Origin of the sequence: Ruegeria sp. PrR005 (assembly GCF_010500245.1) — a bacterium.
Lineage (GTDB): Bacteria > Pseudomonadota > Alphaproteobacteria > Rhodobacterales > Rhodobacteraceae > Ruegeria_B > Ruegeria_B marisflavi.
Genome location: NZ_JAAGOX010000043.1, coordinates 125,678 through 146,830, shown reverse-complemented (window position 1 = coordinate 146,830; position 21,153 = coordinate 125,678). Strand labels below are relative to the sequence as shown.

Genomic DNA, 21,153 nt, shown 5'->3' with positions numbered 1-21,153 from the left:
CGTGAGTACGTCGGATACGCCGGCCATCGCCTGCCAGAGTCTCTGGCAGGTTTTTGGCCCGAGCGCGGACAAGGCCCTGACCGAAGCGCTGGCCCGGTCAGGGGGCAATGCTGATGCAGCGGCCGAGGATCTGCGCGCACGGGGGTATATCCCTGCGGTGCAGGACGCCAGTTTCGAGGTGCGCGAGGGCGAGCTGTTTGTGATCATGGGCCTGTCCGGTTCGGGCAAGTCCACGCTGATCCGCTGTATCTCGCAACTGTTGCCGGGCACTGGTGGCGAGATCCGCATCGACGGCGAGAACGTCATTGGCGCGAGCAAGCAGAAGCTCACCGAATTGCGGCGGCGAAAGCTGGGCATGGTGTTTCAGCATTTCGGCCTTTTCCCGCATATGACTGTGGCCGAAAACGTGGCCTATCCGCTCAAGGTGCAGGGAGTAGGGCGCAAGGAACGCCGCGCCCGCGCGCAGGAGGTGATCTCGCTGGTCGGGCTGGACGGGCGCGAGGACAGTTTCCCGCGCCAACTGTCGGGCGGACAACGCCAGCGCGTGGGTATTGCCCGCAGCCTGGCGGTGAATCCTGACATCTGGTTCCTGGACGAGCCGTTCTCAGCGCTTGACCCGCTCATCCGGCGGCAGTTGCAGGATGAATTCCTGCGCATTCAGGCGACGCTCAGGAAATCCATCGTCTTTATCACCCACGATATCGCCGAAGCGCTGAAACTGGCCGACCGGATCGCCATCATGCGAGATGGCAAGATCGTACAGATCGGCACGCCGACCGAAATCGTGTTGCAGCCGGTTGACGACTATGTGCGCGAGTTTTCCAAGGATGTGGCCAAGGGCCGCCATGCAAGGGTAGCCTCGGTCATGCAGGCGGGGGATGGTGAGCGTGGTCCTGACGATCCGGGCCTGACCACCAACATGACGCTCGACGCGGCGTTGGCGCGCTGCATGGAGCTTTACCAGCCGGTACCGGTACGGGATGCGGGCGGCGCGATCGTCGGGACGGTCAATCCTTCGGATCTTGCCGCCGCCTTGCAGGTGGACGAGGCATGAGTGCGGTTGCGGATGTTGCGGCACCGCACGCAACGCGACTGACGGTGGGGGCAAAGGCCGCCCTGATCACCGCGCTGGTGGGCGCACTCTGCCTGGCGTTGGAACCGGTCGTGCCCTGGCTTGGCGCCTGGCCCAAGACCTGGGTCTTGCCGATGACCGATTGGGTCGGTACCGCGCTGACCTGGCTGTTGGGCTGGATCAAACCGGTGGCCCGGCTGTTCTCGGACGTCATGGTCTATCCCATGGACTGGGCGAACACCGCCCTGAACGCCACGCCCTGGCCGATGGTGATCGGTATTGTGACCGCGCTGGGCTGGTACCTTGGCGGGCTGTCGATGGCTGCCCTCGGTTTCTTTGGACTGGGGCTGGTACTGGCCTCGGGGTATTGGCACGAGGGCATGAACACGCTGGCGCTGGTCGCCGTGTCGGTGCCTGTGGCGCTGGTTGTCGGTGGCGGTATCGGCATCCTTGCCAACGAAGTGCCGAGGGTTAAGGGTGCGGTTCAGGCGGTGCTGGACATCATGCAGACGGTGCCGACATTCGCCTATCTCACGCCCTTGTTGCTGCTCTTCGGGTTTGGCCCGGTCGTTGGTTTGATCGCCTCGGCGATCTATGCCGCGCCGCCGATGGCGCGCAACGTGATGCTGGGGCTGGAGCGGGTCGAGGCCGAGATCAAGGAAGCCGCGATCATGTCCGGCGGCTCCCGCATGCAGCAACTGTTTCAGGTCGAAATCCCCTCGGCCTCGCGCCAGATCATGGTGGGCTTCAACCAGTGCCTGATGGCCGCGCTCAGCATGGTGATCATCGCCGCCGTCATCGGGGGGTTCAACGACATCGGCTGGGAAGTGCTGTTGACCATGCGCAAGGCACAATTCGGCCCATCGCTGCTGGCCGGCATGGTGATCGTGATCTTTGCCGTGGTGATCGACCGGATGAGCGCGGTGCTGGCGACAGAACGCAAACGATATGACCTGCGGGTTGTCTGGGCGGTTCTGGCCTTTGCCGTGGCATTCACCGTGCTGTTCTGGTCCAGCCTGCCGGGTGCGTCCGAGGTGGCAATGCTCGACGGGGTGGCCGACAGCATGGATCGCGGGCTGACCCGCTTTACCCAAGCCAATGGCATGGCGCTGGAGGCGTTGAAGAACAACACCCTCTTTTACATCCTGCTGCCGCTCAGGATCGGGCTGGATCAGGCTGTTCTACCCTTTACCTGGGGGTTCATGTGGTCCCCGGCGATGAGCGCCCTGGTCTTCGGCCTGGGGGGCGCGCTGGGTCTCTTGCTGGCGTGGCGCGGTAACGTGACAGGCGGCATCGTTGTCCTGATCGCCTTTGGCATGATCGAGACCGGGGTGACCAACCTGCCCTGGCCCTTTGTGCTGACGGGGGCGGCGGCGCTGGGATATGTGGCAGGCGGTCGGCGGCTGGCCATCTTGGTGGTGGTTCTGCTTTGCACGATCCTGGTCTCGGGCCTGTGGGACCGGGCGCTTCTGTCGCTCTACCTCTGTGGCGCCTCGGTGTTTGCCTGTGCTGTTGTGGGCGGGGCTATTGGCGTGGCCAGTGCCATATGGGCACCGGTCTGGCGTGTTGTGCGGCCGATCTGTGACATGCTGCAAACCATTCCACTTTTCGTCTTTCTGATCCCGGTGCTGATGCTGTTCCAGATTGGAGAGTTCTCGGCCTTTCTGGCGATCTGCGCCTATGCCATCGTGCCGATGATCCGCTATACCCGCCACGGTTTGGTGGATACGCCGGATGAGATGATGGAGGCCGCCATCTCCAGCGGTGCGACTGAGTGGCAGATCCTGCGCGATGTGCGCGCCCCCTATGCCGCGCCGACCATCCTGCTGGGGCTTAACCAGACCATTCTCTATGCCTTCTCGATGCTGGTGATCGCGGCGCTGATCGGGACGACCGGTCTGGGCCAGTCGATCTATCTGGCACTGGGGCAGGCGGATGTGGGGCTGGGCATTTCAGCGGGGGCGGCCATGGCCATTCTGGCGCTGATTGCGGACCGGTTGGTGCAGGGCTTTGCCGAGGAGCGGCGCAAGGCGCTTGGCCTGTGATCCCGTCTTGTGGTCCGGCTTGACTTTGCGCAAGGCCGGACCGCAAGCGCCGATCTAGGATCGGTCGGAATGTGACGGAGGCAAGAGATGGGCGGATGGGGTGCGTTTGCGGCGGCTTTGGCCGTGTTCCTGCTCAGCCACGCCATCCCGGTCCGGCCGCCTGTCCGGCCCTGGTTGGTTGCGCGACTGGGGCTGCGTGGCTATCTGGTGGCCTATTCCCTGTTGTCGCTTGCGGTGCTGTATTGGCTGATCGTGGCCGCGGGCGCGGCGCCCTATGTCGAGGTGATCCCGCCCTTGCCCATCCTGCGCTGGGTTCCGATGATCCTGATGCCGGTTGTTTGCCTGATTGCCGTTGCGGGCATGCGCGTCTGCAATCCGCTGTCCTTTGGCGGAATGGGGCCGGGGCCGTTCGACCCGGCCGCGCCGGGCGTTCTGGCGTTTTCGCGCCACCCGCTGCCCTTGGCGCTGGCACTCTGGTCGTTGGCCCACATGCTGGCAAATGGCGATTTGGCACATGTGCTGCTGTTCGGCCTTTTTGCGGGCTTCGCAATGTTGGGCATGCGGCTGATCGACCGTCGCAAGCAGCGGGACATGGGTCGCGACTGGCACCGCCTTGCCGCGAACACACGGCTTCTGTCTCTGCGGCATGGTGCCGAATTGTTGCGCCCGGTCGATATGATGTTGGCCGGGGTGCTGTTTGGCATCCTTCTGTTCGGCCACGCGGCGGTCATCGGCGTGTCACCGATGCCCTGAGGTGGCCGAAAGGGGGAGGGCGTGCTAGATGATGCGTGATGTTGGAAGAAAGGATGGTTGGGAATGAACCTGGCCTATGTAACGACACAGGCGCGCGGCGCCACAGACCGGCTGCTGAGTGCCGTCGCCGAGCGGCTGGAGGCTGAGGGTGTACGCTTGGCCGGTGTGGTGCAGACCAATACCGAATGCGCCGACAATGCCCATTGCGACATGGATCTGCGGGTCATGCCGACGGGTGAAGTGATCCGGATCTCGCAATCGCTGGGGGCCGGTGCGCGAGGGTGCCGTCTGGATCCGGGCGAGCTGGAACGCGCGGTGGGGCTGGTCATGGGCGCCTTGGGCAATGGACCCGATCTGCTGATCGTGAACAAGTTCGGCAAGCACGAGGCCGATGGCCGGGGTTTTCGTCCCCTGATCGCCGAAGCACTGGCGCAAGACATTCCGGTTCTGCTGGGGGTTAACGGTCTGAACGAGGAAAAGTTTCTCGACTTCACCGAAGGGGCTGCGGAAAAGCTTGAACCCGAAATCGACAGGCTCGTCCAATGGATGCGTCGGGTTTTGGCAGAAAGAAGTCAGGCGGCCTGAGCGATACCGGGGCGGGAATTCCTGTCCTGGCGCGTCTGGCTTGGTTGTGTCAGCTTCGATCCCTGCACATGCAGGACGCGCGCGTGTTTCAAACGATGGTTGCCATCCACCATCCGTTCCGTTCATTTGTCTGGAAAGAGATGGTGGGCGACCCTGGAATCGAACCAGGCGTGCGTCTCCGCGAGGGAGTTACAGTCCCCTGCCACACCTTGCGGCCTGTCGCCCACTGTCAGGCGTTGCACCTGACGTGGAGGCGTGATTACAAGCGCGCCAAAGGAGCGTCAACAGGAAAAAACCGCTTTGGCGCAGGAAACTTTCGCAGGCCCCGGAGGGCGCACAAATGAAGAAACCGAAATGGGTTGTCGAGAAGGAACAGGCCCGCAAGGCAGCGGCGGCGGAAACCGTCTGGCTGTTCGGACTGCACGCTGTTCGCGATGCTCTGGAGAACCCTGACCGGGTGAAACTGCGCCTGATCGTGACGCTGAACGCAAAGGACAAACTAGCCGAAGCGATCGCCGCCGCAGGGATCGAGCCGGAGATCGTCGACCCGCGGAAATTCAACGCGCCGATTGATCCGGGCTCGGTTCACCAGGGCGCGGCGCTGGAAGTCAAACCATTGGACTGGGGGCGGCTGGAGGATGTCTGCGTCGGGCAGGAATGCCCCCGGGTGATTCTGCTCGACCGGGTGACCGATCCACACAACGTGGGCGCCATTTTGCGGTCGGCCGAGGTTCTGGGCGCCAGTGCCGTGATCGGGACCCGGCACCATTCGGCGCCTGAAACCGGCGCGCTGGCAAAGACGGCCAGCGGCGCGCTGGAACGCCAGCCCTATCTGCGTGTGCGCAACCTGTCCGAGGCAATCACCGAATTGCAGGGCATAGGTTACATCGTACTGGGGCTCGATGGCGAAGCCGAGGAAACGATCGAGACGGCGCTGGCAGGGCGGCGCGATCGGGCCGTTGCGCTGGTCCTGGGGGCCGAAGGGCCGGGGCTGCGGCAAAAGACCAAGGACACCGTCGACAAACTGGTCAAGATCGACGCAGCGGGCGGATTTGGCTCTCTCAACGTCTCGAACGCCGCGGCGATAGCCCTATATGCGTCAAGAGAACACTAGCCGCACGTGGAGAGTTGCTTGAACGCTGAAATTGTAACCTGTTGCTACTGCGGCAGCCGGATTGGGGTATCGCGCAACGAACCCGGACGGCTGCGGTGCGATAGCTGCGGAGCGCCCGTAAAGCGTCCTGTTGCAGTTTCAGTGGCGCCCGTGGCCAGCGCCGCTTTTCCCTCCATGCGCAACGATGCCCCCAAGCCGGATAACAAGGCTTTAAAGAAGCAGAAGAAAAAGAAGAAGAAAAAGAGCCTGGCCCATCGGCTGTTCGACGGCGTGTCAGATGCTATCGAAGACCTTTTCGACTGATCGCCGCAACCCGATCAGTGCACGTTTCGTTCACATATACGTCAGCGGTCTTTTCCAAAATGGTTGGAAAAGGCATTCTGATCCGATCTTGAATGGGTTCCAAAGGAATGGAGCAGGTCTGTTGCTGAACCGCCGACTTTTCATCACTGGCCTTGCGAGTGTCGCGATCGGCTCCGCCGCCCGGGCAGATGCGCCGATGTTTTTCACTCAGGGCGGGGTTGCGATTCGCGGGTTCGATACGGTGGCGTACTTCCGGAACGGTGCACCGAAACGGGGGTCGCCCGATATCTCGGTCATGTGGAAGGCTGCCTCCTGGCATTTTTCCAGCCACGAGAACCGCGAAGCTTTTGAAGCCAATCCGCGCGCGTTCGCACCCCAGTTCGGCGGGTATTGCGCCTATGCTGTGGGGCGAGGCTATCTTACGGAAACGGACCCTTCGACCTGGCGTATCGTTGAGGACAAGCTGTATCTGGTCCACTCGCCTGACGTGGCCCGCCTGTGGTTGCAAGATATCCCGGGTAACATCGCGCTGGCTGAAGAGAATTGGCCTGGCGTCCTGTTTCATTAGGGGCGGAACGGCGGATTCTTGCCGTGGATCAGCATGTCATCACAAATTTGAGCGGCGCCTCTTTTTTTTCATTCACGCATGCCTAAATGTCACAGTGACCGCGGAACGGAACTGCCGCGGGTCATTTCACTGTCCCTCGTTCCACACCTAATGCCCAGGCGAAAGCCTGGGCTTTTTTTCACGCCTGTCCGGGATGGGGCTCGAAGGGTCGCGAATGTGGCTTGCAGTGCGCGCGTCTGAAACTAATCTGCGGCCATGCAAGAGTATTCCGATGAATTTCTGAAACAGGTTTTGACCAGGACCAAAGTCATCGCGGTCGTGGGTGTCTCGTTGAACCCGGTCCGCCCGAGTTATTATGTGGCGCGATACCTGGGGCTCAAGGGGTACCGGGTGATCCCGGTCAATCCAGGGCATGCAGGGGCGACCTTGTTTGGCGAAACGGTGCGCGGCAGTCTGGGCGAGATCGAAGAACCGGTCGACATGCTGGACATCTTCCGCCGGTCCGAGGCGGTTCCACCGATTGTGGAAGAGGCCCTGAACGTCTTTCCGCATCTCAAAACCGTCTGGATGCAGATCGGGGTCGAGAATGCCGAAGCCGCCGCTATGGCTGAGGCACGCGGGGTGGACGTGGTTCAGAACCGCTGCCCCAAGATCGAGTATCAGCGGCTGTTCGGCGAGTTGCGCATGGGCGGCTTTGCCACCGGTATCATCTCGTCCAAGCTTTGAGGCTCAGGATGGCTGGCGGGCCAGTTTCTCGGCAGCCTTCTCTTCCAGAACTTCGCGTTGCGGACGCCAGTTGTACACGGTGTCGGCGCGTGTCGGGGACCAGAACAACTCTCCCGCATTACGCCACGGGTCGAGCACGACGCCCTCGTACATGTTGTCGCCCCGGCGACTGATGACGACCGTGCTGTGGTCGATGCGCCAGATGTTGTCAGGGGTGGCAATGGCGCGGTGAATGACCAGAGTGCGGAAGTTCTCCTGGTTCAGGCGCTTTTGCATGTCCTGGGCGTAGTGCACGCACAGCCCCCGTTCACGAAAGCCGTTCAGAACCTTGGCGTTATGGATAATAGGGCTGCTGGTGACGTTATATTCGCGCGCCAATTGTCGGCCATAGCTATAGGAGATCTCGGCGGCGCGCTGCGCCTCGGCAGGGTCCACTTCCGGCCCGAGTGCGCGCAATTGTTGCGCCAGAGCGTTCACGTCCTTTTGGCTGACGGCCTGCGTATCCGTGCAGGCCGCGATGAACAACACCGCCAGGATGGCGAGCAAGGCCCGGAATTTGGTCATGGGATGCCTCGGTTGGGTGGTCGGTTCAAGTGGTTGGATCGTACCGCTCAGCGCCGGTGGGTCAACCTTTGGGCCGCGCGGCCTTCTCGGCGATACCGCTCAGACCCTGTCGGCGGGCCAGTTCGGCCAGCACATCGTCGAGCGCCACATCGCGGGCGGCCAGCATGACGAGGAAGTGATACAGCACATCCGCCGCCTCTGAGGTGAGTTTGGCCCGGTCGCCCTTCACCGCTTCTATGATCGCCTCAATCGCCTCTTCACCAAATTTCTCGGCACATTTTTCGGGGCCTTTTGCCAGCAGCTTGGCGGTCCAACTGCTGTCCGGGTCAGCGCCCTTTCGGGCCTCGATAGTTGTGGCAAGGTCGTGCAGGATCATGGATGTAACTCCGTTAGCCGGTCATCTTTCATGAATACCGCATCGAACATGGCAAAGGCTTCGGCAGCGAAACTCGATCCCACCCAATTTTGGCGGTCAAGGTAGGTCGCGCTAGTGCCTTTCTGTTCGAAATCAACGGCATGGAAGCCTTCCAGATCTTTATGGTATTCGACAGCAACAACCCACCTGTCCGAAACATCGGCGGTGTCGGACCAGTTGCCGGTACCGAGGTGAAAAATCGGGAGGACATCCGGGTGACCTTCGGTCCAGCGAACCCAATAAAACCCTATCCATTCGTCTGCCAGGACCAAGTCGCCTTTGACCAGCCGGGTCTTGGTTCCGCAGCAGTCGCAGGGTGTCGTTTCGACACCTCCTTGTTTGACGACGATATCTTCCAAATTCACCATCATGTCAGCCTCATCGGGATGCCGGCGGCGGCCATGTGTTCCTTGGCTTCGCGGATGGTGTACTCGCCAAAGTGAAAGATCGAGGCGGCGAGCACCGCGCTGGCGTGTCCCTCGGTCACGCCCTCGACAAGGTGATCCAGCGTGCCAACCCCGCCCGATGCGATCACCGGCACGTCGACCGCATCGGCGATGGCGCGGGTCAGCGGCAGGTTGAAGCCCGATTTGGTGCCGTCCCGATCCATCGAGGTCAGCAGGATCTCACCGGCCCCCTTTGCAGTGACCAGACGGGCAAACTCTACCGCGTCGATCCCGGTGGGCTTGCGCCCGCCATGGGTAAAGATCTCCCACCGTCCCGGCTCTAACGTCTTGGCGTCGATAGCGCAGACGATGCACTGGCTGCCGAACCGGTCGGCGGCCTCGGCGATGACATCCGGGTTGGCCACGGCGGCCGAGTTGAAGCTGACCTTGTCGGCGCCTGCCAGCAGCAGGGCGCGCACATCCGCATGGGTGCGCACGCCGCCGCCCACGGTGAGCGGCACGAAACACTGTTCTGCCGTACGGCTGACCACATCGAACATGGTGCCGCGGTTTTCATGGGTGGCGTGGATGTCGAGGAAACAGATCTCGTCCGCGCCCGCCGCGTCATAGGCGCGCGCGGCATCCACCGGGTCGCCCGCATCGCGCAGGCCAACGAAATTCACGCCCTTGACCACGCGGCCATCGGCCACGTCGAGACAGGGGATGATGCGGGTCTTCAGCATGGCGGGCTCGCGGGTTGCCGGGGTCGCCCGTCTTTACTGTGCCCCCGGCGTGGATGCAATCGTGCCGCCCTGCCTGGCGATGCGGCGCATGGCCCCGCGCACGATCAGGATATGGAACGGCATCACCACGGTCAGATAGACCCGCCCCAGCAGGTTGTTGCGATGCACCCAGGTCGCCATGTGCAGCCGCCCGGCCTGTTGCATCAGCGAGATGCGAAAGTTCAGGTGGCTGTCATCGGCGCCCAGGATCAGCTCGTCCGCATCCTCGTAGGTGACCGGAAAGATCGCGTTGTCGCCGCTGTCGGATACCTCGGTCTTGAGGCCCAGGGGCCGCACGATCCAGTTGCGCAGGCGCAGCAGAGCATTGGCCCAGCCGGGCAGGGACAGCCCGATCTCTGCCGCCTCGCGCGGCGATATCCGGCTCTCTACCGCATAGCCGTCGATGAAATCGCCGGGTTCTACGGCCCGCCAAAGCTGCGCGGTTGCGGGCAGCGGGGTCTTTTCGACAATAGGGTAGGTGCGGGTCATGGGCGGTCCCCTTGCGGTCTGCCCGGATCACACAGCAAAGCGCCCGGCATAGGAACCGGGCGCGGTGTCGCATTCCTCAGCCCTTGAGCGCGCTCAGCGCCTGTTTCAGGTCTAGCGCCCCGTCATACAGCGCCCGGCCCGAGATCGCGCCGTTCAGCGCAGCGCCACAGTCGCGCAGCGCGATCAGATCCTCCAGCGAGGACACCCCGCCCGAGGCGATGACCGGGATCGACACCGCGCGGGCCAGATCGGCAGTTGCCTCGATATTGGGCCCCTTCATGGCGCCATCGCGCAGAATGTCGGTATAGATGATCGCGGCCACGCCCGCGTCCTCGAACGACTTGGCAAGGTCTGTGACCATCACATCGGTCTCTTCGGCCCAGCCCTTGGTGGCGACGCGGCCATTGCGGGCGTCGATGCCCACTGCCACCTTGCCGGGAAAGGCGCGCGCGGCCTCGCGCACCAGATCAGGGTTCTCGACCGCCACGGTGCCCAGGATCACCCGGGCCAACCCCTTGTCCAACCACCGTTCGATGGTGGCCATGTCGCGGATGCCGCCGCCCAGCTGCGCAGGTACCTTGCATTGTTTCAGGATCGCCTCGACCGGGGCGGCATTGACCGGCTCACCGGCAAAGGCGCCGTTCAGGTCGACCAGATGCAGCCATTCGCAACCAGCCGCCACGAATTCCAGCGCCTGCGCGGCGGGATTTTCATTGAACACGGTCGCCTGGTCCATCTCGCCATGTACGAGACGCACGGCCTGGCCGTCCTTGAGGTCGATTGCGGGGTAGAGGATCATGGGCAAGCGGCTTTCTGCTGAGTGACGGCCGCGATATGGCACAAGACAGCAAGGCGATGCAACGCGACCCAAAGTCAGCCTTGCTCGACTGGCGCCGGGCGCGCCACACTGGCTGCAAACAGGAGGGAATACGAATGAACAGACTGATTCTCGCCGCTGCGCTTGGTCTTGGTGCCGCGAGTGCCGCCCTTGCCGATCCGGCGGCAGGTACCTGGAAAACCGAACCGGGCGATACGGGCGGCTATCTTCACGTTGCTGTCGCGCCTTGCGGTTCGAATGTTTGCGGGACCATCAAGACTGCTTTTGACAAGGATGGGGCCGAGCAGACAGATTACGAACACAAGGGCAAGCGTATGATCTGGGACATGCAGCCGGGTGGCGGCGGGTCCTATTCGGGGGGGCAGATCTGGGCGCCCGATTCCAACAAGACCTACAGCTCCAAGATGTCGCTCGATGGAAACGCGCTGACCGTCAAAGGCTGTGTTGCCGGTGGACTGATCTGTCGCGGCCAGACCTGGAAACGCGTCAACTGATCCTAGTAACAGCAGGGGCTGTTGCCCCTGCCTTCAACGGGCGCATTCAGACGGCGCCGGTGTATTCGCCCCGCGCCGGGTAATTGTTGGGGATTGCGAAATCCAGCGCCGCTACCAGTTCCGCGAAATGCGGACGCACAAAGGGCATGGTCTGCACCGCGCCGTAATAGAGCGTCCGTTCGGGCGTGACCAGGAACAGGCCCGGTTCCGAGAACAGCGCCGGCTCCTCGATCCCGATCGAGGTCTTGCCGCGCGAAGTCGAGATATAAAGCCCCCAGTCGCGTGCTTCGGCCAGGGGCAGGTCATAGGCAAAGCGCAAGGCGCGCTCGCCGCCGACCTTCTCGGCCATCGCCTGCGCCCGCTCTTCGCTGTCCGAGCTGACGGCCACGCAGGCAACCCCGCGTTCGGCGAAATCTGCCACCCGCTTCTCCAGCTCTTTCAGATAGGTGGCGCAGATCGGGCAATGCAGGCCGCGATAGAAACAGATCAGCGTCCCGCGCGTCGAGGTTTCGGCGGACAGATCGAAGCTGCCACCGCCCACCAGCGGCAGCGACAGGGGCGGGGTGGTCTGGCGGGGCATCAGCATCGAAGATCTCCTTGGGATGTGAGTTGCTCCACCTTGTCGCAGGGTTTAGTGTTCGGGAAATCCGAATTTTCTGATAGAGACTCCGATACTCGCATGGACAGGCTGACAACATTGATGGAGCGGTTCCAGCTGCGGGTCGAGGCCGCAGCTCTGGCTGAGGCCAATCTGCTGGCTCTTGCCGGGTCGGACGGAGAACCGACCGAGCTGCTCTTCTTTCCATCTGGCAACTGCACCGAGGGCGATCCGCTGTTTGCGGCGCGCGTGAGCTGGTCGGGAGAGAGCAACCCGTTTCTGGCCGCGCTGCCCGAAGTGGTGCGCTTCGATCTGAGTGCCGATCCCGAGGCGCGCGCGGTGGTCGAGTTGATCCGGGTTGAGGTGGCGGCACGGCGTTGTGGCGCGCAATCGGTGATCAACCGGTTGGGCGAGGTGCTGATGGTCCGTCTGTTGCGGGACCAGATCGCGCAGGGGGCGACCCGCCCGGGCCTGTTGGCCGGGCTCGCCGATCCGCGCCTCAGCCGGGCCATCGTGGCGATGCATGATCACCCGGGCCGGGTCTGGAGCAATGGTGATCTGGCGGCTGAGGCCGGTCTGTCATTGTCACGTTTCGCCGAGCTATTTGCAGCACAAGTGGGCGAGACTCCGATGGGCTATCTCAGGCGCTGGCGGCTGATCCTTGCAGCGCAGGATCTCGGTCGCGGCGACCGGGTCGACCGGGTGGCACGGCGCTATGCCTATGGCTCGCCAGAGGCCTTTGCCCGCGCCTTTCGCCGCGCCCATGGGGTGGCGCCGATGTCGCTGCGCGCCGGGTGAGGCGAAGCCAGTAAAAGGCATCTCTTTCAGGGGCGCCAGGTCAGGAAATTACCGATCATTCGCAGGCCGATGGCCTGGCTTTTCTCGGGGTGGAACTGCAGGCCAACCATGGTGTCGCGCCCGACCACCGCAGTGACAGGCCCGCCATAATCCACATGGGCCAGCCGCTCGGCGGGGTTGGTGACACGGAAGTGATAGGAATGCACGAAATAGACGTGATCGCCTCCGGTGATCCCATCAAAGATCGGGTGCTTTGCCTCGATCACCAGATCGTTCCAGCCCATATGCGGCACTTTCAGCGCCGCATCCGCAGGCGTAATCCGCACCACATCGCCCGCGACCCAGTCCAGACCCGGGGTCTCTTCGTATTCATGACCGGTGGTGGCCATCAGTTGCATGCCGACGCAGATGCCCAGAAAGGGGCGACCCTTCTGCTCCACCGCCTCGACCATCGCGTCATAGAGCCCCTTGTGGCCGCGCAGTTCCGCCGCGCAGGCGGGGAAGGCACCATCGCCCGGCAGCACCAGCCGGTCGGCGCGGGCCACCACATCGGCGTCCGAAGTCACCACCACCTCGCCCGCGCCGGTCTCGCGCGCCATGCGTTGAAACGCCTTTTCGGCCGAGTGCAGGTTGCCCGACTCGTAGTCGATGATGGCGGTCAGCATCAGAGCGTGCCTTTGGTCGAGGGGATGGCATCGCCCTTGCGCGGGTCTGCCTCGGCCGCTTGACGCAGGGCACGGGCCACCGCCTTGAACGCGGCCTCGGCGATGTGGTGGCTGTTCAGCCCGTGCAACTGGTCGACGTGCAGGGTGATGCCGCCATGGGTGCTGAGCGCCTGAAAGAATTCGCGCACCAGCTCTGTATCAAACGTGCCGATCTTGGCTGTCGGCAGGTCCACGTTCCATACGAGGAAGGGCCGCCCCGACAGGTCGAGCGCGCAGCGCACCTGCGCATCGTCCATCGGCAGGTGGCATTCGCCATAACGGCGGATGCCCCGCTTGTCGCCCAGGGCGGCGCTCAGCGCCTGACCCAGCGCGATACCGGTATCCTCGACCGTGTGGTGGTCATCAATGTGATAGTCGCCCTTGGCGCGGATCGTCATGTCGATCAGCGAATGGCGCGCCAGTTGGTCCAGCATATGGTCGAAGAAGCCGACACCGGTCTGGTTGTCATAGGCTCCGGTCCCGTCGAGATTGATTTCGACCGAGATCTCGGTCTCGGCGGTCTGGCGGCTGATGCTGGCACGGCGCATGGGCGGGTTCCTTCTGGTCTCGGCTGGCTTTTGGCACGGGGCGCGCGCAAATGCCAGAGTGCCGCGACACGGGCACGGCGATCTGTTGCGCGAAAACAGGGGATTGCACCCGGTCGCAGCGCGTGTCAGCCTTTGGGCGAACCAGCTTAAGTGAGGCGGCATGACCACCTGTGTATTCATCCAGATCCGCTGCAAGCCCGGCAGCACTTACAAGGTGGCCGAAGATATCGCGCTGCGCGAAATTCATTCCGAGCTTTATTCAACCAGCGGCGAATACGACTTGTTGATGAAGCTCTACATTCCGGCGGGTGCGGATGTGGGCAAATACATCAACGACCATCTGCTGGTGATCCCCAATATCGAACGCTCGCTGACCACGATGACCTTCAAGGCGTTCTGATCGGCGCCAGTGCCCCGTAAAGCGGGCAACCCAGCGTCTGGTTCAGGGCGCGGATCAGCTCTTCGACGGTCTCGGTCGAGACATACTCGCCACCAGTGGCCTGAGCCAAGCATTCGGCCGGGCTGATCGTCTCGGGCACGGTGGGGTTGCCGTCGCCCCCTTCCCAGCCAAAGAATTTCGAGCGTACGCGGAAACCGATCACATGCACGGTCAGGCCGGGCGCGGTACGGGCCAGATCGGCCGCCAGCGCGCAGGGCGTGCCGCCGCAGGTCTCTTCGCCATCGGTGACCAGCACGATGACGCCGGGGCGGGGGGGCTGCTCAAACACGCGGGCGGCCAGGTCGACGGCATCGGTCAGCGCCGTGTTGCCGTCGGGTTCGATCCCGTCGATGAGATTCAAGATGGGTCCCGCCGCGTTGGGGCTGGGCGTGAATGGCATCGTGACCCGCTTGCAGAGATCTCCGTCCGCTTCGCCGTTGATGGCGGCACCATATGTGACCAGACCCAGCCGGCGCAGCGCGGCAATCCGGGGCAGGGTGTCATGCATCGCCTCGCGCGCATCCAGGATTCGGGGCCGGTCGAGGCCATTGTACCCCATCTCGGCCATCGAACCTGAGGCGTCGAACACGATCATCGCATCGCTGGTGCAATCGACCTCGCCAGTTGCTGACGCGGGAAGCAGGCCAGCAAAAAGAAGCGCCGCCACAAGGGCGGCGCGTCCAGGAGTCCTGGTTGCCGGGATGTCAGATCCGCGCGCCATGCCTCAGCTTGGCCGGGCGCGCGCGATCTGTCCATGCGCCAATGGTCGAAGGGTCAGGCGGCGAGCAGCCCCTTGTCCTTCAACTCGGCATAGGCGCTGTCCACGGCTTTCTTGAGGCGGCGCAGCATCTCGTCCACCTCTTCCTTGGTGATGATCAGCGGCGGGCAGAGCGCGGCAGAGTTCCCCGCGACCGCGCGGATCAGCAGACCGTTCTCCTGTGCCAGCCGCTGCACTGTGGCGCCGCCCGCGCCCTTTTCGATGGTGGCGCCAGTGGTCTTGTTCGACACCAGTTCCAGCGCCGCGATCAACCCCTTGCCGCGCACCTCGCCTACCAGCGGGTGGTCGGTGAAAATGGCGCGCAGCTGTTCCTGCATATAGGCGCCCACCTCGGCGGCATGTTCGAAGGTCTTGTCGCGTTCGTAGATCTCCAGCGTTTTCAGCGCCGCGGCACAGGCCACCGGATGCCCGGAATAGGTATAGCCATGGCCGAACACGCCAACCGCCGCCGAAGGTGCGATCATCTTTTCATACATCCAGCCGGGGATGACCGAGGCCGAGATCGGGAAATAGGCCGAGCTGAGCTGCTTGGCAAAGGTCATCAGGTCGGGCTTGATCCCCATGGTGGTACAGCCGAAATCGGCGCCGGTGCGGCCAAAGCCACAGATCACCTCGTCCGCCCAGACCAGAATGTCATGCTTGCGCAGTAGCGCCTGGAGCTTTTCGTAATAGCCCTCGGGTGGCACGATCACGCCCGAGGCGCCGGTGATAGGCTCGACGATCATCGCGGCAATGGTATCGGCGCCCTCGGCCAGGATCTGCTGTTCTAGATTGTCGATGATGCGGTCGACGAACTGCGCCTCGGTCTCGTTGCCCTGACGCCCGGTATAGTAATGCGGCGCGTCCGAGCGCAGGATGTGCAGCGCCTCGACCGGCGCATCGAAATGCGCCAGGTTCGCCGGCAGCGAGGTCAGCGAGCCGGCGGCCACGGTCACGCCGTGATAGCCGCGCTCGCGGGTGATGATCTTGCGCTTTTCCGGCTTGCCGATGGCGTTGAAGTAATAACGCAGCATCTTGTAATGGGTGTCGTTGGCATCAGAGCCTGAGTTGCCGAAGAAGAAATAAGCATCCTCGACCGGCACCATCGCCTTGAGCTTTTCGGCAAGCTTCATGATCGGTTCATGGGTCTTGCCGCCAAAGGTGTGCGAGAAGGGCAGCTTGTTCAGCTGATCGGTGATCGCGCCGATCACTTCGGCATTGTCATAGCCGAGCGAGGTGCACCAGAGACTGGCCAGCCCTTCGATGTATTCGTTGCCGTCAGCGTCGTAGACATAGATGCCCTTGCCGTGGTCCAGCACAAGCTGTTCGGTGGCGGAAAGGTTGGTGGTGGGATAGATCACAGGGGCCATGGCCAGATACCTCCGGTTAGCCGCGTGGCGCGGCGATTCAGTTGCGCCAAGCATTGCCGCAGATCGCGGGCCGCGTCAAAATTTTTGATCAAAAAAAATGCGCGACGGAAAGACGGGCCGGAACGCGAAAGGCCGCCCATCGGGCGGCCTTGTCGGTGTATCTGGAGCGGGCGATGAGATTCGAACTCACGACCCTTACCTTGGCAAGGTAATGCTCTACCCCTGAGCTACGCCCGCATCCGTTTTGCGGTCAATAGTCGGGCCTTCTTCGCCCTGCAAGGGAAAACATGCTTTGAACCGGAGCGCCACTGGCCCTCTTTCCGGCCATGTTGTTGAAAAACATTGATGCAGTGCCACAACGCGGACCATGCTGGAGGGGACAAAGGGGGAGGTCCAAATCATGAAACTTGCCGCAATTGCGCTGGCGCTCGGGTCGGTGGCCTATGGTCCTGTTCTGGCTCAGTCGCTGGAACACTGGGGCTCGTCGGATTATTGGGACGTGCTGATCGATCCGACATTGGGAAACGGGTGTCTGATCCAGTCCACATTCACCGACGGCTCGACCGTGCGTATCGGGTTCGACCGGGTGCAGGGGGCGGGATACGTGACCGCTTTCAACGAAGCCTGGGGAGATATCGTCGAAGGCGAGTGGTATCCGGTCCTGTTTGCGCTCGACGGTGAGGAATATGAGGCCGAGGCCCGTGGGATGTATCTCGAAGGCGTGCCAGGTGCGGATATTCTATTCGACAATCCCGATTTCCTGTATGACATCGCGGCCAAGTACACGATGACGCTGTACAACGAAAACGGTGAGGTGATGTCGATCGACCTGACCGGCAGCATGGCCGCGCTTGAGGCGGCGATCGCGTGTCAGGAAGAAATGGGGTAGTCCCCTTCCGGGACGGATCGTTCCCATTCCACAGAAGAATGAACCGTTCCGAAGAAATCTGGAGCGGGCGATGAGATTCGAACTCACGACCCTTACCTTGGCAAGGTAATGCTCTACCCCTGAGCTACGCCCGCATCCGTTTGGCCATCCGGCCTGAGGTCTCAATCTGGAGCGGGCGATGAGATTCGAACTCACGACCCTTACCTTGGCAAGGTAATGCTCTACCCCTGAGCTACGCCCGCCCCGTTTGAGTGAGGAGGGAGATATAAACTACTGTCGGGGCCTGCAAGTGGAAAATGCGGGCGGGGCGGAAAATTCTTTGTCCGGTTTTCCGGGCCGTGGCGCCGGCAGGGGCGGGCACGAAAAAGCCGCGCCCCGGGTGAGGGCGCGGCCTGTTTCCGATGGTGGAAGTTTGCTTATTCCAGCTCGACCAGAAGGTCCTTGGCGTCGATCTGGCCGCCGGGCTGGACATGCACCGCCTTGACGGTGGCGTCGCGCTCGGCATGGATGCCGGTTTCCATCTTCATCGCTTCGATGGTCAGCAGCAGATCCCCCGCCTTGACCTTTTGCCCGGCCTGCACCGCGACCGTGGCCACCACGCCGGGCATCGGTGCGCCCAGGTGGTTGGCATTGCCCGGTTCGGCCTTGGGTCGCTGCATGGTGGTCGATTTCACCAGCCGGTTCGGCACCCGGATCACCCGGGGCTGGCCGTTGAGTTCAAAGAACACCTTGACCTCGCCATTCTCGTCGGTCTCGCCGATGGCCTGGCAGCGGATTTCCAGCGTCTTGCCAGGGTCGATCTCGGCGGCGATCTCCTCGCCCGGTTCCATCCCGTAAAAGAAGGTGCGCGTGGGCAGGGTGCGGACGGGGCCGTATTGGCGGTGGCGACCCATGTAATCCATGAACACCTTGGGATACATGAGGTATCCGTTCAGGTCCTCGTCATCGACCTCCTTGCCCTCCAGCTCCTTGGACACCTGGGCGCGGACGGCTTCCAGGTCGACAGGCGGCAGATGTGCGCCGGGGCGTTCGGTATTGGGCGCCTCGCCCTTCAGAACCTTGGACAGGATCGCGGCGGGGAAGCCGCCCGGCGGCTGGCCCAGATTGCCCCGCATCATGTCGATGACCGAATCCGGGAAGGCGACGTCGGTCTTGGGGTCTTCGACCTGGGTGCGGGTCAGGCCCTGGCTGACCATCATCAGCGCCATGTCGCCCACCACCTTGGAGCTGGGGGTGACCTTGACGATATCGCCGAACATCTGGTTCACGTCGGCATACATCTGCGCCACCTCGTGCCAGCGCTCCTCCAGCCCCATCGAGCGCGCCTGCGCCTTGAGGTTGGTGAACTGGCCGCCCGGCATCTCGTGCAGATAGACCTCGGAGGCCGGGGCTTGAAGCCCGCTTTCAAAGGCCGCGTATTGCGCACGCACCGCCTCGAAATAATCGCTGATCTCGCGGATGGCCTTGACGTCCAGCCCGGTGTCGCGGTCGGTATGGCGCAGCGCCTCGACCACGGTGCCCAGCGTCGCCTGGCTGGTATTGCCCGAGAAACTGTCCATCGCGCAGTCGACCGCATCCACCCCGGCCTCGGAGGCGGCGAGAATGGTGGCGCAAGCGATGCCGGCGGTGTCATGGGTGTGGAAATGGATGGGCAGGCCCACCTCTTCCTTAAGCGCGCGGATCAGCACCCGTGCGGCGGCGGGTTTCAACAGGCCCGCCATATCCTTGAGGCCCAGCACATGGGCGCCCGCGTCGCGCAACTGCTTGCCCATCGCCACATAGTATTTGAGGTTATACTTGGCCCGATCGGGGTTCAGGATATCACCGGTGTAACAGATTGTGCCTTCGCAAATCTTGTTCTGCTCGACCACCGCATCCATGGCGACGCGCATGTTCTCGACCCAGTTCAGGCTGTCGAACACACGGAACACGTCGATCCCCGTGGCTGCCTGGCGCACGAATTCACGCACCACGTTGTCGGGATAGTTGGTGTAACCCACCCCGTTGGCACCGCGCAGCAGCATCTGGGTCATCAGGTTGGGCATCGCCTCGCGCAGATCGCGCAGGCGCTGCCACGGGCATTCCTGGAGGAAGCGGTAGGCCACGTCAAAGGTCGCGCCGCCCCAGCATTCGACACTGAAGAGCTGCGGCAGGTTGGCGGCATAGGTGGGCGCCACCCGGATCATGTCGATCGAGCGCATCCGGGTCGCCAGCAGCGACTGGTGCCCGTCGCGCATGGTGGTGTCGGTGATCAGCAGCTGGCGCTGCGCCTTCATCCAGTCGGCCACGGCCTGCGGGCCCTTCTGCTCCAGCAGGTTACGGGTGCCCATGCGCGGCTCGCCGCGCTTGGCGGGCGCTTTCGGCGCGCGCGCCTCGGCGGCGGGCATAGGGCGGTCACGGGTCTCGGGATGCCCGTTCACCGTGATGTCGGCGATATAGGTCAACACCTTGGTGCCCCGGTCGCGCCGCTTCTTGAACTGGAACAGGTCCGGCGTCGTGTCGATGAACTTGGTGGTGTATTCGTTCGACAGGAAAGTCGGGTGTTTCAACAGGTTCTCGACAAAGGCGATATTGGTGCTGACCCCGCGGATGCGGAATTCGCGCAGGGCGCGGTCCATCCGGGCGATGGCCTTTTCCGGCGTCGGTGCCCAAGCCGTGACCTTGGTCAGCAGTGAGTCATAATAGCGCGTGATCACGCCCCCCGCATAGGCCGTGCCGCCATCCAGCCGGATGCCCATGCCGGTGGCCGAGCGATAGGCGGTTATGCGGCCATAATCGGGGATGAAGTTGTTGAGCGGATCCTCGGTGGTGATCCGGGTCTGCAACGCGTGGCCGTTCAGCGCAATCTCGTCCTGGCTGGCCTTGCCGGTGGCCTCGGCCAGGGACTTGCCCTCGGCGATCAGGATCTGGGCCTGCACGATGTCGATGCCGGTGACCTCTTCGGTCACCGTATGTTCGACCTGCACGCGCGGGTTGACCTCGATGAAGTAGAAATTGCCGCTGTCCATATCCATCAGGAATTCGACGGTACCGGCGCATTCATAGTTCACATGGGCGCAGATGCGGCGGCCAAGCTCGCAGAGCTCTTCGCGCTGGGCCTGGCTCAGATAGGGGGCGGGGGCGCGTTCGACCACCTTCTGGTTGCGGCGCTGGACCGAGCAGTCGCGCTCCCAAAGGTGATAGATCTCGCCATGCTTGTCGCCGAGGATCTGAACCTCGACATGACGGGCGCGGATAATCATCTTTTCCAGATAACCCTCGCCATTGCCGAATGCGGCCTCGGCCTCGCGGCGGCCTTCCATGACCTTTTCGGCAAGTTCCTTTTCGCTGTTGATCGGGCGCATGCCGCGCCCGCCGCCGCCCCAGGACGCCTTGAGCATCAGCGGATAGCCGATTTCGGCGGCCTCCTTGCGGATCGCGTCCATGTCATCGCCCAGAACCTCGGTCGCGGGGATCACCGGCACGCCTGCGGCAATGGCCACCCTGCGGGCGCTGGCCTTGTCCCCCAGCGACCGCATGGTCTCGGCGCGCGGCCCGATGAATGTAATACCGTTCTGAACACAGGCATCCACAAAATCAGGGTTCTCGCTGAGCAGGCCATAACCCGGGTGGATCGCGTCGGCGCCACATTCCTTGGCCACCCGGATGATCTCGGGGATCGAGAGATAGGCCGCGACCGGCCCCATGCCTTCGCCAATGCGATAGGCCTCGTCGGCCTTGAACCGGTGCAGGCCCAGCTTGTCCTCTTCGGCATAGACGGCAACCGTCTTCTTGCCCATCTCGTTGGCGGCGCGCATCACCCGGATGGCGATTTCGCCCCGGTTTGCGATGAGGATCTTCTTGAATTCGGTCATGGCGGGTCCCGGTGTCTGGTCAATTGGCCGTGGGTTTTAGGCGGACAATAGCGGCATGAAAA

General features: G+C 63.0%; 24 protein-coding genes and 4 tRNA genes. 12 read left to right on the top strand and 16 right to left on the bottom strand.

Going from position 1 to position 21,153, the window contains the following annotated elements:
• Position 1: 1 nt before the first annotated feature.
• From G0P99_RS18035 to G0P99_RS18020, 4 genes are all read left to right on the top strand, one after another.
• Positions 2-1,054: a betaine/proline/choline family ABC transporter ATP-binding protein gene (locus G0P99_RS18035; protein ID WP_164131872.1), complete on the top strand. Its 1,053-nt coding sequence runs from the start codon at positions 2-4 to the stop codon at positions 1,052-1,054.
• Complete coding sequence (locus tag G0P99_RS18030) at positions 1,051-3,117, top strand: proline/glycine betaine ABC transporter permease (protein WP_164131871.1); 2,067 nt, start codon at positions 1,051-1,053, stop codon at positions 3,115-3,117. Before G0P99_RS18035 ends, G0P99_RS18030 begins: the two co-directional genes overlap by 4 nt.
• An 87-nt stretch (positions 3,118-3,204) precedes the next feature.
• Positions 3,205-3,870 (top strand): NnrU family protein, encoded by a 666-nt coding sequence (locus G0P99_RS18025; RefSeq protein ID WP_164131870.1) that lies wholly within the window; start codon positions 3,205-3,207, stop codon positions 3,868-3,870.
• 63 nt (positions 3,871-3,933) lie between these two features.
• The gene (locus G0P99_RS18020; protein WP_164131869.1) at positions 3,934-4,455 is read left to right on the top strand and encodes a DUF2478 domain-containing protein; all 522 of its coding nucleotides are present in this window, start codon (positions 3,934-3,936) and stop codon (positions 4,453-4,455) included.
• 141 nt (positions 4,456-4,596) lie between these two features.
• Here the strand turns inward: G0P99_RS18020 and G0P99_RS18015 are convergent.
• Positions 4,597-4,680, bottom strand: a tRNA-Tyr gene (locus G0P99_RS18015).
• Positions 4,681-4,795: 115 nt separating this feature from the next.
• Between G0P99_RS18015 and rlmB the strand changes: the two genes are divergently transcribed.
• The 4 genes from rlmB to G0P99_RS17995 all read left to right on the top strand — a co-directional run bounded on the left by rlmB (position 4,796) and on the right by G0P99_RS17995 (position 7,166).
• On the top strand, positions 4,796-5,569 hold the full coding sequence (rlmB, locus tag G0P99_RS18010; RefSeq protein WP_164131868.1) for a 23S rRNA (guanosine(2251)-2'-O)-methyltransferase RlmB: 774 nt from the start codon (positions 4,796-4,798) through the stop codon (positions 5,567-5,569).
• Between the two features lie 18 nt (positions 5,570-5,587).
• Positions 5,588-5,872, top strand: coding sequence for a hypothetical protein (locus tag G0P99_RS18005; protein ID WP_164131867.1), 285 nt, complete (start codon positions 5,588-5,590; stop codon positions 5,870-5,872).
• Positions 5,847-6,440 (top strand): YHS domain-containing (seleno)protein, encoded by a 594-nt coding sequence (locus G0P99_RS18000; RefSeq protein WP_239059865.1) that lies wholly within the window; start codon positions 5,847-5,849, stop codon positions 6,438-6,440. Before G0P99_RS18005 ends, G0P99_RS18000 begins: the two co-directional genes overlap by 26 nt.
• A 255-nt stretch (positions 6,441-6,695) precedes the next feature.
• Entirely contained in the window at positions 6,696-7,166 is a 471-nt protein-coding gene (locus G0P99_RS17995; RefSeq protein ID WP_164131866.1) for a CoA-binding protein, read from the top strand.
• A gap of 3 nt (positions 7,167-7,169) precedes the next feature.
• On the opposite strand, the gene G0P99_RS17990 is transcribed toward G0P99_RS17995, so the two are convergent.
• The 6 genes from G0P99_RS17990 to hisA form a co-directional block, all read right to left on the bottom strand.
• The gene (locus G0P99_RS17990) at positions 7,170-7,730 is read right to left on the bottom strand and encodes a hypothetical protein (protein ID WP_164131865.1); all 561 of its coding nucleotides are present in this window, start codon (positions 7,728-7,730) and stop codon (positions 7,170-7,172) included.
• A 61-nt stretch (positions 7,731-7,791) separates the two neighbouring features.
• Positions 7,792-8,106, bottom strand: coding sequence for a phosphoribosyl-ATP diphosphatase (locus tag G0P99_RS17985; RefSeq protein WP_164131864.1), 315 nt, complete (start codon positions 8,104-8,106; stop codon positions 7,792-7,794).
• Positions 8,103-8,516: a hypothetical protein gene (locus G0P99_RS17980; RefSeq protein WP_164131863.1), complete on the bottom strand. Its 414-nt coding sequence runs from the start codon at positions 8,514-8,516 to the stop codon at positions 8,103-8,105. Before G0P99_RS17980 ends, G0P99_RS17985 begins: the two co-directional genes overlap by 4 nt.
• Entirely contained in the window at positions 8,513-9,274 is a 762-nt protein-coding gene (hisF, locus tag G0P99_RS17975) for an imidazole glycerol phosphate synthase subunit HisF (protein WP_164131862.1), read from the bottom strand. The genes G0P99_RS17980 and hisF overlap by 4 nt, the downstream gene beginning before the upstream one ends.
• Before the next feature lie 33 nt (positions 9,275-9,307).
• Positions 9,308-9,802 (bottom strand): DUF2867 domain-containing protein, encoded by a 495-nt coding sequence (locus G0P99_RS17970; RefSeq protein WP_164131861.1) that lies wholly within the window; start codon positions 9,800-9,802, stop codon positions 9,308-9,310.
• A 76-nt stretch (positions 9,803-9,878) separates the two neighbouring features.
• Entirely contained in the window at positions 9,879-10,601 is a 723-nt protein-coding gene (gene hisA / locus G0P99_RS17965) for a 1-(5-phosphoribosyl)-5-[(5-phosphoribosylamino)methylideneamino]imidazole-4-carboxamide isomerase (protein WP_164131860.1), read from the bottom strand.
• A gap of 134 nt (positions 10,602-10,735) precedes the next feature.
• Between hisA and G0P99_RS17960 the strand changes: the two genes are divergently transcribed.
• Positions 10,736-11,134 carry a DUF2147 domain-containing protein gene (locus G0P99_RS17960; protein ID WP_164131859.1) on the top strand — a complete coding sequence of 133 codons (399 nt, stop codon included), beginning with the start codon at positions 10,736-10,738 and terminating at the stop codon, positions 11,132-11,134.
• A 46-nt stretch (positions 11,135-11,180) separates the two neighbouring features.
• Here the strand turns inward: G0P99_RS17960 and G0P99_RS17955 are convergent, their stop codons facing one another.
• The gene (locus tag G0P99_RS17955; protein WP_164131858.1) at positions 11,181-11,720 is read right to left on the bottom strand and encodes a peroxiredoxin-like family protein; all 540 of its coding nucleotides are present in this window, start codon (positions 11,718-11,720) and stop codon (positions 11,181-11,183) included.
• Between the two features lie 93 nt (positions 11,721-11,813).
• Between G0P99_RS17955 and G0P99_RS17950 the strand changes: the two genes are divergently transcribed.
• Positions 11,814-12,530 (top strand): AraC family transcriptional regulator, encoded by a 717-nt coding sequence (locus G0P99_RS17950; RefSeq protein WP_164131857.1) that lies wholly within the window; start codon positions 11,814-11,816, stop codon positions 12,528-12,530.
• Between the two features lie 26 nt (positions 12,531-12,556).
• On the opposite strand, the gene hisH is transcribed toward G0P99_RS17950, so the two are convergent.
• Positions 12,557-13,195, bottom strand: a complete 639-nt coding sequence (gene hisH / locus G0P99_RS17945; protein WP_164131856.1) for an imidazole glycerol phosphate synthase subunit HisH — start codon at positions 13,193-13,195, stop codon at positions 12,557-12,559.
• Positions 13,195-13,782 (bottom strand): imidazoleglycerol-phosphate dehydratase HisB, encoded by a 588-nt coding sequence (gene hisB / locus G0P99_RS17940; protein WP_164131855.1) that lies wholly within the window; start codon positions 13,780-13,782, stop codon positions 13,195-13,197. Before hisB ends, hisH begins: the two co-directional genes overlap by 1 nt.
• A gap of 160 nt (positions 13,783-13,942) precedes the next feature.
• Between hisB and G0P99_RS17935 the strand changes: the two genes are divergently transcribed.
• Positions 13,943-14,182: an Lrp/AsnC ligand binding domain-containing protein gene (locus G0P99_RS17935; protein ID WP_044029069.1), complete on the top strand. Its 240-nt coding sequence runs from the start codon at positions 13,943-13,945 to the stop codon at positions 14,180-14,182.
• Here G0P99_RS17935 and G0P99_RS17930 read toward each other — a convergent pair.
• The 3 genes from G0P99_RS17930 to G0P99_RS17920 all read right to left on the bottom strand — a co-directional run bounded on the left by G0P99_RS17930 (position 14,169) and on the right by G0P99_RS17920 (position 16,585).
• On the bottom strand, positions 14,169-14,888 hold the full coding sequence (locus G0P99_RS17930; protein ID WP_370462830.1) for a VWA domain-containing protein: 720 nt from the start codon (positions 14,886-14,888) through the stop codon (positions 14,169-14,171). The two genes, G0P99_RS17935 and G0P99_RS17930, sit on opposite strands and share 14 nt — an antisense overlap.
• 107 nt (positions 14,889-14,995) lie before the next feature.
• Positions 14,996-16,348 (bottom strand): aminotransferase, encoded by a 1,353-nt coding sequence (locus G0P99_RS17925; protein WP_164131853.1) that lies wholly within the window; start codon positions 16,346-16,348, stop codon positions 14,996-14,998.
• A 162-nt stretch (positions 16,349-16,510) separates the two neighbouring features.
• Positions 16,511-16,585 (bottom strand) — tRNA-Gly (locus G0P99_RS17920).
• 163 nt (positions 16,586-16,748) lie between these two features.
• Between G0P99_RS17920 and G0P99_RS17915 the strand changes: the two genes are divergently transcribed.
• Positions 16,749-17,237: a hypothetical protein gene (locus G0P99_RS17915; RefSeq protein ID WP_239059864.1), complete on the top strand. Its 489-nt coding sequence runs from the start codon at positions 16,749-16,751 to the stop codon at positions 17,235-17,237.
• A gap of 59 nt (positions 17,238-17,296) precedes the next feature.
• On the opposite strand, the gene G0P99_RS17910 is transcribed toward G0P99_RS17915, so the two are convergent.
• The 3 genes from G0P99_RS17910 to G0P99_RS17900 form a co-directional block, all read right to left on the bottom strand.
• A tRNA-Gly gene (locus G0P99_RS17910) sits at positions 17,297-17,371 on the bottom strand.
• A gap of 33 nt (positions 17,372-17,404) precedes the next feature.
• Positions 17,405-17,479: transfer RNA gene (locus G0P99_RS17905), tRNA-Gly, on the bottom strand.
• A gap of 174 nt (positions 17,480-17,653) precedes the next feature.
• Entirely contained in the window at positions 17,654-21,091 is a 3,438-nt protein-coding gene (locus G0P99_RS17900) for a pyruvate carboxylase (protein WP_164131851.1), read from the bottom strand.
• Between the last annotated feature and the right edge of the window lie 62 nt (positions 21,092-21,153).